Here is a 16,437-nt window from a genome sequence, read left to right as displayed (position 1 = left end):
GTCAAATGATCGAATGCAAGGTCAAATGACCTCGATTTGCTAATTGGTCGAATGATACGAAACGCTCCTGCAGCCCTCCCCGAGCGTTGACGCCCTCTGGAGCAAGCGCTTACCTTCCTGCCTAATCCGCACGGGGGGATGCCAAGGAGGACGCCCTGTGAACGCCAGTCACCCCGCCCCCGATCCCGGAACCCCCGCCGCGCTCAGCAGGAGACGCCTGCTCCAGTTGGGCGTCACCGCCGCCGCCGCGGCCGCCGCCTCCCAACTTCTGCGACCGTCCGTCGCCCTGGCCGTCGACACCTACGACTCGATGCGGACCACGTGGGTGGGCCTGCTCACCGGATCGGGTTTCGATCCCGCGGCGGCCCCGTTCTCCAGCGCGCTCGCGTCGCTCGGGTCCCAGGCGGGCTCGTTCCAGAGCACGATGGCTCCGAGCGCCGGATCGCTCTGGCCCGACCTCCCGATCGGCAGCGTCTCGGCCAACGTGACGAGCAGCTACGTACGGCTCAGGACGATGGCTCTCGCCCACGTCCAGCCGAACACCGGGCTGACGGGAAACGCGGCGCTCGCCTCGGCCGTCTCCGTGGGCCTGGACTGGATGCACTCCCATGCGTACACACCCACCACGACCACGTACAACAACTGGTGGGACTGGCAGATCGGCGCCCCGCAGCGCATGCTCGACGTCTGCGCGCTGATGTACCCGCGGCTCACGTCGGCACAGCTCGCCGGCTACTGCGCAGCGGTCGACCACTTCGTCCCCGCGTCCGCCGTCGCCGCCTACAGCGGCACGAGCACGGGGGCCAACCGGGTCGACCTGTGCCGGGTGCTCGCTCTGCGCGGAGTGGTCGGCAAGAGCTCCGCCCCCCTCGGCACCGCCCAGCAGGGGCTCTCGCCGGTCTTCCCTTACGTGCTGTCCGGCGACGGCATCTACGCCGACGGCAGCTACCTCCAGCACACGTACATCCCCTACGTCGGGACCTACGGCCAGGTGCTGCTCAACGGCCTGAGCAAGATGTTCACCCTGCTCGCCGGAACCACGTGGGCCGTCACCGACCCGAAGGTGCAGAACATCCTCGCGGCGGTGACCACGGCATGGGCACCGTTCATCCACAACGGCCTCGTCATGGACGGCGTCTCCGGCCGGGGCATCAGCCGCGGCGTCTCGAACAGCGATCCCTTGAAGATTCAGCAGGACGACCACACCCGCGGTCAGGGCGTCGTTTCCGACATCCTTCGGCTCGCCACCTCGGGGCTCGCGTCCCCCGCGCAGTCCGCGGCCTGGAAGACGATGGTCAAGGGCTGGCTGCAGCGGGACTACTACGCGCCGCTGATGAGCAGCAAGAGCCTGGAGATTCCTGAACTGGCGCGGGCCAAGGCTCTTCTCGACGACTCCTCCGTCGCGCCCGTCCCCGCGCCCGTCGAGAGCCGGGTGTTCGGCATGGACCGTGCCGTTCACCGCCGCGCCGGCTGGGCCGCCCAGCTCAGCCTCTGCTCCAGCCGCACCAGCTTCTACGAGACCGGCAACGGGGAGAACCTCCGCGGCTGGCACACCAACAGCGGCATGCTGTACTGGTACGGCGACACCTATGGCCTCGGGCAGTACGCCGACGCCTTCTGGCCCACCGTCGATCCCTACATGCTCCCCGGCACGACGGTCTCCACCCTCCCGCTCGCGGACGCGGCCGGCGGAGCCTGGGGCGCCTCCCACCCCGACGCGACCTGGGCCGGCGGCAGCACGGACGGCACCTACTCCGCCGTCGGCCAGGACGTGCGGGGACTGCAGTCCACGCTGACCGGCAAGAAGTCCTGGTTCTGTCTGGACGACTCCGTCTACTGCCTGGGCGCGGGTATCACCTGCACCGACGAGGTCGGCGTCCAGACCACCGTCGACAACCGCAACCTCGGCCCCGATAACGGCGCCGTCTTCACCGTCGACGGCACCGTGCAGCCCTCCACTCTCGGCTGGAGCAAGACCTTCAGCGGCTGCACCTCCATGGCGGTGGGCGGCATGGGCGCCTGGGTCTTCCCCGGTGGCGCGACGGTCAGGGCCAAGCGCGTGGCCCGCACCGGCGCCTGGTCCGACATCAACACCGGGTCCTCCTCGACCCCGATCACCCGCAACTACCTCTCCCTGTGGTTCGATCACGGCACCGCCCCCGTCGACGCGAGTTACGCCTACCAGCTGATGCCCGGCGCCAGCGCGGCCGCCGCCGCCGCCCGCGCGGCCGCCCCGAACGTCACGGTGCTCTCCAACAACGCGCAGGTGCAGGCGATCAGCTGCCCCTCGCTCGGTCTCACGATGGCCAACTTCTTCACTGCCGGGAGCGCCGGGCCGATCACCGTCGACGGCCCGTGCTCGGTGCTCATGAGGGAACAGGGCGGCGGCATGAACGTCGTGATCTCCGATCCCACCCGCGCGGCCGCCACCGTCCGGGTCACGATCGCCCGCAGCACTTACAGGTCCGTCTCGGACGCGTCCGGTGTCCAGGTGCTGACCACGTCCGGACAGGTGATGCTGCTCGCCGAGACGGGTGGCACGCAGGGTGCGGGCAGGACCGTCACCCTCAGTGCCTCCGGCACCGCTCCGGCGAACGCCACCGCCTCCCACCTGGGCGCCGGCGCGACCGCGTACGTCCGGGACGGCTCGTACGCCGACACCAACTACGGCAACGCCACCGCCATGGTGGTGAAGAACTCCAACATCGCGAACAACGGCTACAACCGCAGGTCCCTGCTCAAGTTCGACGTCTCCGGACTCACCGGCAGGGTTTCCCGGGCCGTGCTCTGGGTCTACGGCAACGTGCAGGACTCGGCCGGCACCCAGACGGCGCTTCAGGCGTTCGCCCTCTCGTCCGGCGCCTGGACCGAGACCGGCGTCACCTGGAACACCGCTCCCGCCCTGGGCACCGCGCTCGGCACCGGAATGGTCTCGAAGGGGTACGACTGGGTCGGCCTCGACGTCACCGCCGCGGTCGCGGCGGCCCAGGCCTCTGCGGGCGGCGATGGCACCGCCTGCCTCGCGGTCTTCGAGCCTCTCGGCGCGGTCGGCCTGGCGGCCGTCCTGAGCACCAGGCTGAACGGCACACGACCGCCGAAGCTGGAGGTGATCACCGGCTGATCCACGGCGTCGCGCGTCGGACGCCGTCCGCAGGCTCCCTTGGGGTTCATCCAGATCGAATGATACAAATTGATCTGACAGGCTTCGAAGGTTGCCGATCCGCTGGAGTGCTTCCATGACCATCACCGCCGAGCAGCGCCGAGCTCACATCCTGGACGTCGTCCGCGAGCTCGGAACGGTCCGCGTGGTGGAGCTCGCGGAGCGCATCGGCCTCGCGGCGGTCACCGTGCGCAGGGACGTGGCGGCCCTCGCCGAGGCCGGGCTGCTGCGCCGCTCCCATGGAGTGGTGTCGCTCCCTGTCGCCGACACCTCCGCCGCACGGCCGACGGGACGGGACCGGGTGATCGGCATGCTCGTCCCCTCCGTCGGCTCGTACTTCGACGAGATCATCGACGGTGCCCGTACCGCTGCCAACGCGGCCGGTGCCCGCCTCGTGCTCGGCATCTCCACCTATGAGTCCTCCGACGACCGTGCCCAGGTCGAGCAGCTGCTCGGCTCGGGCGTCGACGGGCTGCTCCTCACCCCCAATTGGAAGCCGGGCGGCCGCCCCGAGAACCACGCCTGGATCGGCGACCTGGAGGTCCCCGCCGTCCTGGTCGAACGCCGCCCGGCGCCCGACAGTCCCTTCGCCGAGCTGGACTCGGTCAGCTCCGACCACCGCCACGGCGTCCTGAGGGCCCTGCGACGGCTCTCCTCGCTCGGGCACGGCTCCGTGCTGCTCGCCGCCCGCGAGGACAGCTGGACGGCCCTTCGGGTCCGCGCCGGCTACGAGGAAGCGACCCGCCTCCTCGGGCTCGAACCGCAGCCCGTCGTCGACATCCTCCGTCCGGGTGGTGACATGGAACCCGTCGCCACACTGATCGCCGAGGCCGTCGACCGCGGTGTGCGCGCGGTTCTGGTCCACAACGACCAGTCCGCCCTCCAGCTCATGCCTCTGCTACGCGCTCGCGGTCTGCGCGTGCCTGACGACATGGCGTTGATCTCCTACGACGATGTGTTCGCGGCTCTGGCCGCCCCGCCGTTGACGGCCGTCGCGCCGCCCAAGCGCGCGGTGGGTGCGGCAGCGCTGGAGCTGATGCTGAGCCGCCTGGCCGGCGGGGACGACCTGCCGGTCCGCCATGTCGAGCTCCTGCCCGACCTGAAGATCCGCGAGTCGTGCGGCGGCGGGGGCCGATGATCGATCCGGCTCCCACGGCCGACCGGACGAGGCGACGACTTCGCCCGGCGACAGGAAGTGCCCACCGGATCCGAACGGCTCGCCCTCTTCGGCGCGACCCGCGTTCCGATTGCCGGGCACCTGAAAGGGAAGGTCAGCATCCGGACCGGTAGAGGTACCTGCCCACCCGGGGGTCGCTCATGTCCTCCTTGGTAATGGCGACCATGCTGGTGCCGATCAGCTTCGCTGCGGGCCTTCCGTCGAAGGCCGCGGCGAGCTGGTCGACGGCCTTGGCGCCGATGGCCGCCGGATCCTGAGCCACCAGGACATCGAAGGTTCCGGCCTTGAGCGCGGCGATCTCCTCGGGCTCGGCGTCGAAGGCGGCCACCTTCACGTCGCCCTGTCTGCCTGCCTTCTCCAGACCTGCGGCTATTCCCCTGCCCGTGTGGGTGTTGACGGCGAAGACCCCGCCCAGGTCGGGGTGGGCAGCCAGGGTGGACCGTATCTGGGCGTCGGCGGTGGCCGACTCGTCGTTGTCGTAAAGGGTGGGCAGCAGAGTGATGCCGGGGTAGCCGGCCATCTCCTCGGTGAAGCCCCTGATCCGGGCATCGGTGGTGGAGATGCCTGGCTTCACGCTGATCACGACGGCCGTGCCCTTCTCCCCCATCTGACGGGCGAGCGCCTTGGCCGCGACCCTGCCGCCCTCCTCGTTGTCGGACGAGATGCGGGAGACGCCGATCGAGAGGTCGGTGACGGAGGTGTCCACCAGGGCGATCTTGGTTCCGGAGTCCTGGATCTGCTTCAGCGACGCGGTCAGGGCGTCGGTGTCGACAGGTGAGATCATCAGCCCGTCGGGCCGGGCAGCCGCGACGGCGTCGACCAGCGGACGCTGTACCGAGACGTCCCACCGGGCCGAGCCCTCGACCGTGAGCTCCAGCCCCTTGGCCCTGGCCTCGGCCAGGGCCGCGCAGGCCATCGTGATGTAGAACGGGTCGCTCTTCACACCGGTGATCAGCGTGACCTTCTTTCCTGCGGCCCCACCGGCGACCCTCTCCCCGACGGGTCCGGAGGACGTGCAGGCGGCAGTGGCCAGGGCCAGAGCGGCACCGGCGCTCATGAGCAGAATGCGCTTGCTGGATGTGCTGGGCATGGGCATGATCGCGTTTCTCCTTGGTGGTGGGTGCGGGGCGCCGTAGGGACTCAGTCCGCGTGCTCGGCGCGGTAGGCGTCGTCGGCGATCAGGCGCAGGGACGCGTCGGGGCTCCCACCGGGTGTCATCGCCGTCCCGATGTTCCTCCTGGTGCTCTCGCTCACCGAGGCCCATGAGGTCTTGCCGAGCGGGGGAAGCACCGCGTTCGGCATCTCCTCGAGGAACGGTCTCAGGCTCCGATGCTTTTCGTCCGCACCCATCCGATAGGTCACCGTCGAAGTGACGGGCAACAGGTTGTTGAGCGCCGCGAACTCACGTACGTTCTCGTCGCTGAAGAGGAAGTCGAGGAACTCGCCCACCTCTTTGCGGTGCCCGTTCCTCTTGAAGGCCATGATCCAGTCGACCACCCCGGGTGCTGACGTGGCCTTCCGTTCACGGCTGGGCAGGGCCGTCATCCCCACGTGCATTCCCTCCGCTTCCGCGGCCTGGATCAGCGACGGATAACCGTTCACCATGCCCACCTCGCCGTGCAGGAACGCCGCGTAGGCGTCCTTGCGGTCGAGTCGACCGGGCGGGACCGGACCGGTCAGCCCTTCCTCGACGAGGTTTTTCTTCACCCAGTTCAGACTGTCGATGTTCTCGTGCGAGTCGATCATGTATGAGCCGTTGAGCGCGGTGTAGCCGCCTCCGCCTCCCAGCATCCACACCATCGCCTCGATCTGGGCTTCCTCCGGCCCGAAGGGAAGTGCGATGGGGTGCCGCACCTTCGTACGGCTCTTCAGCTGCTGCGCGGCCTTCTTCACCTCGTCCCACGTCGCCGGCGGCGCCTTGATCCCTGCTTCGGCGAACAGCTCCTTGTTGTAGAAGAGGAGCTCGGTGGAAGCCGTGAAGGGCATGCCGTACTGCACCCGCTCGTACTCCCCCGCTTCGGCGAGCGACCGTAGGAAGTTCGCCTGCACCGGGACGGACAGCAGCTGATCCGTGGCGTAGAGCTCGCCCCGTGCGGCATAGTCCGCGTACGCGCCGCCCTGTGCCAGGTCGGGCGTCTCACCCGCCTTGACCATGTGGGCGACCTTCCGGTCCACGTCCTCCCAGGACTCGACTTCGACCTGGACCGAGATGCCCGGATGGGCGGACTCGAAGGCTTCGGCCAGTCCGCCCCAGTACTGCTCGGTACCGTCGGAGTGTCCTCCCACCTCGTAGTCGGCGACCACCAGGCGCAAGGTGACCTCTCCGGCTTCGACGCGGGCGCAGCCCGTGAAGGAGACGGAGAGGACAAGAGCGGCAGCTGCCGCGATGAGGGCATGGCGCCTCGGCACGGGTTTCCCCTTTGCTCTGCGAGACGGCTGACTGGTCGACCGATCAGTACCGCCTGTGGGTGGACCGGCTGTCGAGACGCCGCAGCCGGTCGTTCAAGGAACAGCAAGGCTCGGAGCATGCACCGACCTGGACTGAGTCCGGGCTTTTCGCTCAGTAACGAGCACCTGCTGTGCACAAAGTAAACACGAGGACCCCCCTGTACACCAAGGCCCGTGACGCGAACGATGCCGACTTCCCCGGGTGCAGGGCGGGAAACGAATCGCCCCCGTGATGCGACGTCGCATCACGGGGGCGGCCGTACGTCCGGAATCCGCTCATCTGTCCACGGGGGCAACGGTTTCAGACGGCGACCACCTCGATGCCCGTCTCCGTGAGCTTGGCAGCGGCATCCGGCGAGATACCCGCGTCGGTGACGACGACGTCGATCCGGTCGAGGCCGCAGATCCTCGCGAAGGCACGCTTCCCCATCTTCGACGAGTCCGTCACCAGGACCACCTTGCGGGCACGCTCGGCGAACAACCGGCTGATCCCCGCCTCGTCCTCGTGGTGGGTCATGACGCCGAGCTCGGGGTCCACGCCGTCGACTCCCAGCACGGCGACGTCGAGTACGACCTCGTTCAGGACTCCGACGGCGAGCGGGCCCACCAGCTCGTAGGTCTGAGGCCGCGCGACACCACCCGTGGTCACGATCTTGAACTGCGGACGCACGGCCAGTTCACCCGCGATGTTCAGCGCGTTGGTCACGACTGTGTACATCGGACCCGCCTGGCCCTCGCCCGGCTCGGCCGTTCCGCCGCCGGCCCGGAGAGCGAGCGCCCGCGCCACCTCGGTCGTGGTCGTCCCGCCGTTGAGACCGATCACGTCACCCACGACCAGCAGGTCCGCCACGGCACCTGCGATCCGCTGCTTCTCGGAGGTCCGGCGCGAGGACTTGTACCTCAAGGGAAGCTCGTACGACACACCGTGAGCGATCGCTCCGCCCCTGGTGCGGACGAGCAGTCGCTGCTGGGCGAGCTCGTCGAGGTCCCTGCGGATGGTGGCAGCGGACACCTGCACGGCGGCGGCCGCCTCCTCCACGTCCAGCTTGCCCTCGACGGCGAGCAATTCGAGCAAGGCGCTCCACCGCTCCTGCTTGGACATCCGGCACACCCTTCCCTGGCCCCTGAGACATCGCGTCGCACGCCCGGAACCCCATCAGCCTTCCGACCAGCCCTGCGCGACGTTTGATCGTAGCCCGAAGGCACGCGCGCCCAGGGGCAGCAGGGGTCTGCCGACCCGGGACTGCCGAGGCCGCCTTCCGCGCTGGACGCGAGGACGCATCGACTGGATACTTCCGGCAGTCATTCTGATTGAATATGCTCACAACAGGCTCGCAATGCGCATCAAAGAGCACATGGATGGTGCACCGTCATGCTGAACGGCAGAACCCCGCCCCCTTCGGGCGCCCCCGACCCTGCGGTCGAGGGCGCCCCTCCCCCCTGTGTTCTCGCCCTCGACGTCGGCGGGACCGCCATGAAGGGCGCGGTTCTCGACCGCGCCATGCAGCCGGTGGCGTCTCTTCACCGCCCGACGCCGTGCGCAGAGGGACCGGAAGCGGTGGTCGACGCCATCACCGACACTCTGCTGCGCCTGGCAGAGCGCGCCTCGGAGCGGGATCTGTCCGTGCTGCACGCGGGCGTGGTCGTACCCGGAATCGTCGACGAACGCGCGCAACGGGCGGTGTGGTCGGCCAACCTCGGCTGGCGCGACCTCGCCCTGGGGGCCGTGTTGGAGGCCCGTACGGGAATGACCGTAACGCTGGGGCACGACGTACGGGCCGGCGGTGCGGCGGAATGCGCCCTCGGGGCGGCACGCGCCGTCCGGAACGCGCTCTTCGTGGCCGTGGGAACGGGCGTCGCCGCCGCCCTCGTCTGCGACGGCAGACCGCTGAGCTGTGATGGATTCGCCGGAGAACTCGGCCACGTCCGGGTTCACGGAGGCAGGACGTGCGCCTGCGGCGGCACCGGGTGTCTGGAGACCGTGGCGTCCGCAAGCGCCGTCGCGCACGCCTACGCCTCACGTTCCGGGCGCCGCGTCACCGGGGCGGCGGAGGTGGCCGCACTCGTCGAGGGCGGGGATCCGGTGGCCCGAACCGTATGGGTCACGGCCACGGAGGCGCTCGCGGAGGCGCTCGCCGCCGCGACGACGCTGTTCGCCCCCGAAGTGGTCGTGCTCGGCGGCGGTCTCGCCGAATCGGATCGCCTCCTGCTCGATCCCGTCAGGGACGGCCTGGCCGCTCGACTCGCCTTCCAGCGGACCCCGGCCGTCGTCCGGGCGGACCTCGGGGACCGCGCGGGCTGCCTGGGAGCCGGCCTCGCCGCCTGGCACGCGGCCGGTCACCGCGTCCCCGTCCTTCCGACAGGAGCGTCCGCCCGGTGATCGTCACCGTCACCCTCAACGCAGCTCTCGACGTCACCTGGAACATCGCCAGACTGCGGCCGCGGACCTCCCATCGCGTCGACGCGGCCTACGAGCGGGCCGGCGGCAAAGGCATCAACGTCGCCCGGGTGCTGACCGGCCTCGGACACACTCCGCTCGCCACCGGGCTGGTGGGCGGACCGACCGGCCGAGCCATACTCGCCGACCTGCGGGCCGCGGGCATCAGAAGCCTCTTCACCCCCGTGAACGGCGATTCGCGGCGCACCGTGGCCGTGGTCTCCCGAGAGGACGGGGACGCCACGGTCTTCAACGGGATCGGCCCCGAGGTGACGCCGTCCGAGTGGGCGGCCTTCGTAAGGCAGTACACCTCGCTCATACGGAGCGCGCACGTGGTCGTCCTGAGCGGGAGCACACCCCCGGGGCTGCCCGTGGACGTGTACGCACGGCTGATCCGTGGTGCGGCCGCGGCGGGCGCGAAGACCGTGCTCGACACCTCCGGTCCCGCCCTGTCGGCGGCCCTGGAGGCCCGCCCCGACGTGGTGAAACCGAACGCGGCGGAGCTCGCGGAAGTGACGGGCTGCGCGGATCTCGCGACGGCGGCCATGGAGCTCCGGGTCCGAGGGGCCGGGAGCATCGTGGCGTCGGCGGGACAGGACGGGCTGTACGCCGTCACGCCCCAGGGGACGTGGCGCGCCGCACCGCCCGGGCCGCTGTCCGGCAATCCCACCGGCGCGGGCGACGCCTGCGTCGCAGCGATCGCTTCGGGCCTGATGGCGGGCGCGCCGTGGCCGGAGATCCTGCGCGACGCGGTGGCACTGTCCGCCGCCGCTGTGCCGTGCGCGGTGGCGGGAGACGTCGACACCGTCATGTACGCACGACTCCGCCGAGAGGTGCTCGCGGTCGAGGCTGAAGCTCCAGGACCCGAGAGACCTTGACATCGACTGCTTGAAGTTGCTTGATATTAATGCATTTCAAGCAAATCATGACAGTAATTACGCATCCACTGAACACTGATTTGGTCGGACTCCCCCGCGCCCCTACGTACCCGAGGAATCGCGTGACCCCCTACGAGAACTCCCGCACCTCCGTCGAGATCGCTTCCCAGCCGCGTACCTGGAGGCTTGCCGCGGAGGCGGGCGCGCGTTTCGACGCGGTCCTCCCCCGGCGAGGAGAACGCGTCGCCGTCGTCGGTTGCGGCACGTCCTGGTTCATGGCCCTCGCCTACGCGGAGTTGCGTGAGAAGGGCGGTCACGGCGAGACGCACGCGTTCGCCGCCTCCGAGTTCCCCCACGGCCGGGCGTACGACCGCGTGCTCGCCATCACGCGTTCCGGCACCACCACGGAGGTCCTCGATCTGCTGGCCCGGATCAAGGGCACCGTGCCCACGGGTGCCATCACCGCAGACCCGGAAACTCCCGTCGTGACGGCCGCCGACGCCGTCGCCGTGCTCGACTTCGCCGACGAGCAGTCCGTCGTGCAGACCCGGTTCGCCACCACGGTCCTGGCTCTGCTGCGTGCGCGCCTCGAAGCCGAGAACGCCCTGCCGGCGGGTGTACGCACCCTGGAGCAGGCCGCCCTGGACGCCGAGCGTGCCCTCACCGAGCCGTTGCCGCCCTCCGTCTGCACGGCCGAGCAGTTCACCTTCCTCGGCACCGGGTGGACCTACGGCCTCGCCCTCGAAGCCGGTCTCAAGATGCGTGAGGCCGCGGGCTCCTGGACCGAAGCCTATCCGGCCATGGAGTACCGGCACGGTCCCATCAGCATCACCGGACCCGGCCGCGTCACCTGGCTCTTCGGTCCCGCACCGCGCGGTCTGGCCGACGATGTCGCCCGCGTCGGCGGCCTCTACTGCGCAGCATCCGGCGACCAGGCCGACGCCCTCGACCCGCTCGCCGACCTCGTACGAGCCCAGCGCCTCGCCGTCCACCTCGCCGAGGCCCGCGGCTACGACCCCGACCGTCCCCGCAACCTCACCCGCTCCGTCATCCTCGAAGGCTTCCACGCCTGAGACTCCGTGCGGACGCTGTCGCACAGGCAGCGCCGGCACGGTACGGCCGGTCGCCGGCCCGCACCGGTCCGCCCCCCACACGGGCGGGTCGGCGGCCCCCTTCGCACACCTCACGCCTGATCGGTCAGGGGCGTGAACGACGACGTCCGCGTCCCCGGCCGATCTGTGTCACCGCCTCAGAGCCCCACGGAGAACCCATGCCTCTCGCCCTCACCGACGACATCATCGGGCCCGCCCGCGCCGCCGACACCGGCGTCGGTGCGTTCAACGTCGTGCAGATCGAGCACGCCGAGGCCATCGTCACCGGCGCCGAGCACGCCGGGCTGCCCGTCATCCTGCAGATCAGCGAGAACACCGCCCGCTATCACGGGGCCCTCGCACCGATCGCCCTCGCCTCCCTCTCCATCGCCCGAACCGCCGCCGTCCCCGTCTCGGTGCACCTCGACCACGCCGAGTCCGCGGAACTCGTGTCCGAGGCCGTGGAACTCGGTTTCACCTCGGTCATGTTCGACGCCTCGAAGCTGTCGTACGACGCGAACGTCGCGGCCACCCGGCGGATCACCGACCTGTGCCACCGGGCGGACGTCTGGGTCGAGGCGGAGTTGGGGGAAGTCGGCGGGAAGGACGGTGCCCACGCACCGGGCGTCCGCACCGATCCCGACGAAGCCCGCTCGTTCGCCGCGGCCACCGCCGTCGACGCCCTGGCCGTCGCCGTGGGCAGCTCACACGCCATGCTCACCCGCGACGCCGCACTGGACTTCGATCTCATCGGCCGACTGAAGGACGCACTGGAGGTACCGCTCGTGCTCCACGGCTCCTCCGGCGTCGACGACGGTGACTTGGCCAAGGCAGTCGCCGCCGGGATGACGAAGGTCAACGTCTCCACCCACCTCAACAAGCTCTTCACGCGCGCGGTCCGCGACCGTCTCGAGGCCTCCCCCTCCGTGGCCGACCCGCGCAAGTACCTCGGTCCGGCCCGCGACGCGGTGGCGGCGGAAGTGGCCAGGCTGCTGGGCGTCCTGGCCGGCCGCTGACCCCGGATGCGGCGCCGTACGGCACGGGGCCCGGCTGCGCGCGCCGCCGGGCCCCGTGCCGTGCGTCCGGGCCGACCGGGCGACGGCGGCAGACATACGAGACGGGCCGTGGTCGCGCCGAGTGAGAAGGACCCTCTCCGTTCCCCACCACCGCCACAGGCCGCCCGGGTCGGTCCGGTGCCGTCGGCGGCGGATGCCACGGGTGCCGCACAGTTTCCGCCGGCCGCCTCTCACCGGGCCGGTCGGGGCGGGGCCGTAGTCGTCGACGGAGAGCTGCCCCGGAGCAGGCGCCGGGGCGTACCGGAGCCGTCGGCGGCGACGGTGAAGACCGCCGTGTCCCGCCCGTCGGTGCGGGCGTAGGCAATGGTCTCGTCGTCGAGCCAGGCGGGCTGGTCGTCGACGTGGGCGGTCTCGGCGAGTGGCCGGTCGTCCATCGTCCGCAGGTTCAGCACGTGGAGCCGCCAACGGCTCTCGTGCGTCCGCTTCTTGTAGGCGATGCGGGTCCCGTCCGGGGAGAGCGAGGGACACTCCACGTTCTCGCGGACGGAGGTGAGGGAGCGCTCGCGGATGTCTCCGCGCATCAGCCAGGTCTTCCCACGGCTCGCCATGGTCGCGTAGAAGGTGCGGTCGTCCGTGGCGAACGTGATGCCCCAGAAGTTCGCGTCCTCCCCCTGGTGGGGCCTGCCGCCGACGACAACGGAGAAGTCCTCGAGGGAGCCGACGTGGGTACCGTCGCGCAGGTCGTAGAAGCCTGCCGTGGTGGAGAACCGGCCCTGCTGCACGTAGGAGTCGCCCGACCGGAACACCGTCCAGGCGACCAGGTTCCCCGACGGGGAGACTCTCGCCCTGCTCGGGTCGCCCCAGACAGGGAGCGTCAGCGTGGGTGACGTCCGCCCGGCGCGGTAGACCCGGACCTCGGACGAGAACGGTCCGGGCAGCCCTTGCAGACAGACCAGGGTGCCGGCGGCCACGGCCGCCCGTGTGCAGTCCGGGCCGTCGGCGAGGTGTTCGCCCCCGCGGGTGGACTGTTCGACGCGCGCGCCCGCGCTCACGGTGATCACGGTGCCGGGCCTTCCGAGGTCCAGTCGGTCGGCGCCGGTGTCCGCTCCGGAGCTCTGCCAGGCAACGATCCCGCCGCCTGTGGCCAGAAGGATTGCGGCGAGTGCGGCGCCGGTCGTGCGGCGGATGTTCATCGAGGGCTCCGGTACAGGCAGAGCGCGGCGGCAACGATGACGGCTGCCATGCCGGCCGAGGAGACGGTGAACGCCGCCGCGAGCCCTTGCCACGTGGCGAGGGCGCCGAACGCGAGGGCGCCGAGTGCCCGGCCGATCGCCTGAACGCTCTGGAAGGCGGCCAGGCCGGTGGTGCGGGCGTTCTCCGGGAGACGCGGGGCGACGTAGGCCATCAGCACGCCGTCGGTCGCGGCGTAGAACAGACCATGCAGGATCAGGACCGCGACGACGGCCGGCCAGCCGTCGAGAGGCGCGGCCAGCACGACGAGGTACGCGCAGGCAACCGCCGCATGGCCGGCGAAGAACGTGCGCCGGCGTCCGAGCCGGTCGGCGAGCCGTCCCAAGGGCGCCGCCGCAACCATGAACACTCCGGCGGTGATCAGCGGCAGCAGTGGGAGCGCCGCCGCCGGGGCGTCCAGGCGCTGTTGCACCCCGACGAACAGCGACATGTCACCGACGGTGAACACGCCCAGCAGTGCGGTGGCGAGCAGGCAGCGGCGGACCTGGGGTTCACGACACGCGGTCACACCGGTGCGGATGCTCCGGAGGCGGTCCTGGCCCGGTGCCGCGGCGGCGCGTCCGTCGACGAAGAAGAGCAGGACGACGACGCCGACCGCGGCGAGGCAGAAGCTGGCGGCGAAGGCCGTGTCGTACCCGCCGGGGACGGCGAACAGCACGGCGAAGGCCAGCAGCGGCCCCAACAGGGCTCCGCAGGTGTCCATCGCCCGGTGCACGCCGAACGCCCGGCCGAGATCCTCCTCGGGGGCGGCCGCGGTGATCATCGCGTCCCTCGGCGCGGTACGGATGCCCTTGCCGACCCGGTCCACCGCCGTCACCGTGCTCACGCCGGCGAAGGACAGCCCCACGGCCGGCAGCGCGAGCCGGGTCAGTGCCGACAGTGCGTATCCGGCCGTGGCCACGGCCTTCGGCCTCCGCAGCCGGTCGGCGGCGTAACCGCCGCCGAGCCGGAGCAGCGCGGTCGCCCCGGTGTACAGCCCGTCCAGGGCGCCGAGTTGGAGGAGCCCGACGCCGAGACCGTAGACCAGATACATCGGAAGGACAGCCGTCACCATCTCCGCCGAGGCATCGGTGACCAGGCTGACCAGACCGAGCGCCAGGACGGTGGACGGGAGGGCCGCGACGGTGCGCCGGGGCCCTCTGCGGCCCGGACCGCCTTGATCGGTGTGCCGGTCGGCGGCACGGGCATGGGACAGGTACATGTCGGGGCTCCCGATGGATCAGGTCGTACGGCCGTGCGGTCAGGGGAGCTTGACGAAGCGCCAGGTCTGCAGGGCGCCGCCGGTCCGCGGCTGTTGGGTCAGGACCGCTCCGCTGCCCGCGGCCGACGCCGACAGCGCGAGCCCGCCGACCTGGTTGACCAGCTCGTAGCCGTTCCCCCCACTGCTGCGGACGATGGACCACCGCTGGTTGCCGTTACCGGTGCAGGGCCACTGGATGATCTTCGTCCCGGCGGTGGTGGAGGAGGCCGCGTTGTCGGCGCACATTCCCGAGACGACGTTCTTGAGCTGGTAGGTCCCGTCGCTGTTGCGCGTGATCGTCCAGCGCTGGTTGGCGCCCCCGTCGGCAACCGAGGCGACGAGCTGGGTGCCGCCCGAGGTCGACGAGTTCGGGTCGGTGATCGCGTTGCCGCCGGCGAGACGGACCTCGTAGGTCGAGCCGGGCAGGATCGGCGCCGTCCCCGCGGGACCCGACTTGGCGTGGCAGGAGCCGCTCACGCTGTCCGTGAAGGTGCGGCCGGCGACGGGCTTGAAGGAGAACGTGTAGCCGGTGGCGGTCAGGTCGAAGCGTCCCACTCCGAAGGTGTTGTTCTGGAACACCTCCGAGGGCCCCGTGGTGGTGGTCTTCTCGGAGTACAGACCCTTGCCGCCGGTTCCTATGACGAAGGTCCGAAGCCCGTTGGAGCTCGGCGTGCCGTCGGCCATCGCCGGCGCGAAGCGCTGGTAGTCGTGGTCGTGACCGAAGACGGCGACATCGGCGTGGTAGTCGGTCAGCGCCTTGTACACATCCGATGTGACAACGTTGTCACCATGCTTGCCCGAAGAGAACCGGGGGTAGTGCATGTACGCCATGGTGCAGGGGCGGTCGCTCTCCGCGAGATCCGCCCGCAGCCACTGCTCCTGGGGACTGCCGGCACTCTGGCTCACGTTCGAGTTCAGCGCCACCATGTGCCAGTCGCCGAGGTCGTAGCTGTAGTAGCCCTTGTCGCGGCCGCCGGTCGGAACACCCTTGCTCTCGAAGTAGTCGAAGTAGCCCCCGGCCCCGCTGTAGTACTCGTGGTTTCCGGAGGAGGGATACGCGATCGAGTTGAACGCGCCCCAGGTCGGGTCGTACTGGGCGTTGAACTCCGCGAGGGTGCCCGTCTCGTAGGCGTTGTCGCCTGCCGTGATGACGGCGTCGGGGGCCATCGCGGTCACGAGGTCGTCCGTCTGGTTGCAGGCCGAGCCACAGATGTCGCCGGCGGCCGCGACGGTGATCGTCTCTCCCGGACCCGGCGCGGCGGCACGGGCGGGGGCCGCCACGGTGGCGGCCGACAGGCCCGGCGTGGCCTCGGAGACGGCGATGCCGCCCACGGCGAGGGTCAGGCCGATGGTGAGGGCGAGACGGCCACGAAGGCGTCGGGGGTTTTCGTGCATGGCTCTGCGGCTCCTGAACGGGTGGGGAGGAAGGCAGCGGCGCGTCGTGACCGCGGTCGGCTCTGTTCTTCGCTGCACTGGCTGGACCGCGGGGACTGCGTGGCAGACATCGTGGAACGCCATGTTCCATGCGTCAATATGCTCGCACCTGGTTACTTTCGATCAATTAAAAGCAAGTGCCGGGCGATGTTGCTGTGTTGACGACCTTGTAGCCGCGTGCGCGAGCGTCTTCGGACGCCCGCGCACGCCGGAGGCGGGGCGCCGCCGCGGGGACGCCCCCCACCCGGCCCCCGCGCAGAACCCCAAGGGGGCCGTAGCCGCCGGGCGGGGGTGGGGGGTCGGAG

At 70.4% G+C, this 16,437-nt stretch carries 12 protein-coding genes; 6 read left to right on the top strand and 6 right to left on the bottom strand.

Annotated elements, in window-relative coordinates:
- Window positions 1–157 precede the first annotated feature (157 nt).
- Window positions 158–3,121, top strand: coding sequence for a polysaccharide lyase family 8 super-sandwich domain-containing protein (locus ACIGW4_RS14085; protein ID WP_399580442.1), 2,964 nt, complete (start codon window positions 158–160; stop codon window positions 3,119–3,121).
- 115 nt (window positions 3,122–3,236) lie between these two features.
- Window positions 3,237–4,298 (top strand): substrate-binding domain-containing protein, encoded by a 1,062-nt coding sequence (locus ACIGW4_RS14080; RefSeq protein WP_399580439.1) that lies wholly within the window; start codon window positions 3,237–3,239, stop codon window positions 4,296–4,298.
- A 133-nt stretch (window positions 4,299–4,431) separates the two neighbouring features.
- Here ACIGW4_RS14080 and ACIGW4_RS14075 read toward each other — a convergent pair whose 3' ends face one another.
- From ACIGW4_RS14075 to ACIGW4_RS14065, 3 genes are all read right to left on the bottom strand, one after another.
- Entirely contained in the window at window positions 4,432–5,433 is a 1,002-nt protein-coding gene (locus tag ACIGW4_RS14075) for an ABC transporter substrate-binding protein (protein WP_399580436.1), read from the bottom strand.
- A gap of 44 nt (window positions 5,434–5,477) precedes the next feature.
- A complete protein-coding gene (locus ACIGW4_RS14070) occupies window positions 5,478–6,746 on the bottom strand; it encodes an extracellular solute-binding protein (protein ID WP_399580433.1) in 1,269 nt (422 codons plus the stop codon).
- A gap of 340 nt (window positions 6,747–7,086) precedes the next feature.
- Window positions 7,087–7,887 carry a DeoR/GlpR family DNA-binding transcription regulator gene (locus tag ACIGW4_RS14065; RefSeq protein ID WP_399580430.1) on the bottom strand — a complete coding sequence of 267 codons (801 nt, stop codon included), beginning with the start codon at window positions 7,885–7,887 and terminating at the stop codon, window positions 7,087–7,089.
- 270 nt (window positions 7,888–8,157) lie between these two features.
- On the opposite strand from ACIGW4_RS14065, the gene ACIGW4_RS14060 reads away from it, so the two are divergent.
- The 4 genes from ACIGW4_RS14060 to ACIGW4_RS14045 all read left to right on the top strand — a co-directional run bounded on the left by ACIGW4_RS14060 (window position 8,158) and on the right by ACIGW4_RS14045 (window position 12,207).
- Entirely contained in the window at window positions 8,158–9,165 is a 1,008-nt protein-coding gene (locus ACIGW4_RS14060; RefSeq protein WP_399580427.1) for an ROK family protein, read from the top strand.
- Window positions 9,162–10,100: a 1-phosphofructokinase family hexose kinase gene (locus ACIGW4_RS14055; RefSeq protein WP_399580426.1), complete on the top strand. Its 939-nt coding sequence runs from the start codon at window positions 9,162–9,164 to the stop codon at window positions 10,098–10,100. Before ACIGW4_RS14060 ends, ACIGW4_RS14055 begins: the two co-directional genes overlap by 4 nt.
- Before the next feature lie 122 nt (window positions 10,101–10,222).
- A complete protein-coding gene (locus tag ACIGW4_RS14050) occupies window positions 10,223–11,173 on the top strand; it encodes an SIS domain-containing protein (protein WP_399580424.1) in 951 nt (316 codons plus the stop codon).
- 197 nt (window positions 11,174–11,370) lie between these two features.
- Window positions 11,371–12,207, top strand: a complete 837-nt coding sequence (locus ACIGW4_RS14045) for a ketose-bisphosphate aldolase (RefSeq protein ID WP_399580421.1) — start codon at window positions 11,371–11,373, stop codon at window positions 12,205–12,207.
- A 230-nt stretch (window positions 12,208–12,437) separates the two neighbouring features.
- On the opposite strand, the gene ACIGW4_RS14040 is transcribed toward ACIGW4_RS14045, so the two are convergent.
- The 3 genes from ACIGW4_RS14040 to ACIGW4_RS14030 are packed head-to-tail and all read right to left on the bottom strand — an operon-like array spanning window position 12,438 to window position 16,093.
- Window positions 12,438–13,400, bottom strand: coding sequence for a TolB family protein (locus ACIGW4_RS14040; protein ID WP_399580419.1), 963 nt, complete (start codon window positions 13,398–13,400; stop codon window positions 12,438–12,440).
- Window positions 13,397–14,659: an MFS transporter gene (locus tag ACIGW4_RS14035; RefSeq protein WP_399580417.1), complete on the bottom strand. Its 1,263-nt coding sequence runs from the start codon at window positions 14,657–14,659 to the stop codon at window positions 13,397–13,399. The genes ACIGW4_RS14040 and ACIGW4_RS14035 overlap by 4 nt, the downstream gene beginning before the upstream one ends.
- Window positions 14,660–14,698: 39 nt before the next feature.
- Complete coding sequence (locus ACIGW4_RS14030) at window positions 14,699–16,093, bottom strand: RICIN domain-containing protein (RefSeq protein WP_399580414.1); 1,395 nt, start codon at window positions 16,091–16,093, stop codon at window positions 14,699–14,701.
- Between the last annotated feature and the right edge of the window lie 344 nt (window positions 16,094–16,437).

This window comes from Streptomyces sp. NPDC053513 (genome assembly GCF_044544765.1).
Classification (GTDB): domain Bacteria; phylum Actinomycetota; class Actinomycetes; order Streptomycetales; family Streptomycetaceae; genus Streptomyces; species Streptomyces litmocidini.
Note: the sequence above shows the minus strand (reverse complement) of the source record. Positions and strands in the feature narration are given on the sequence as shown.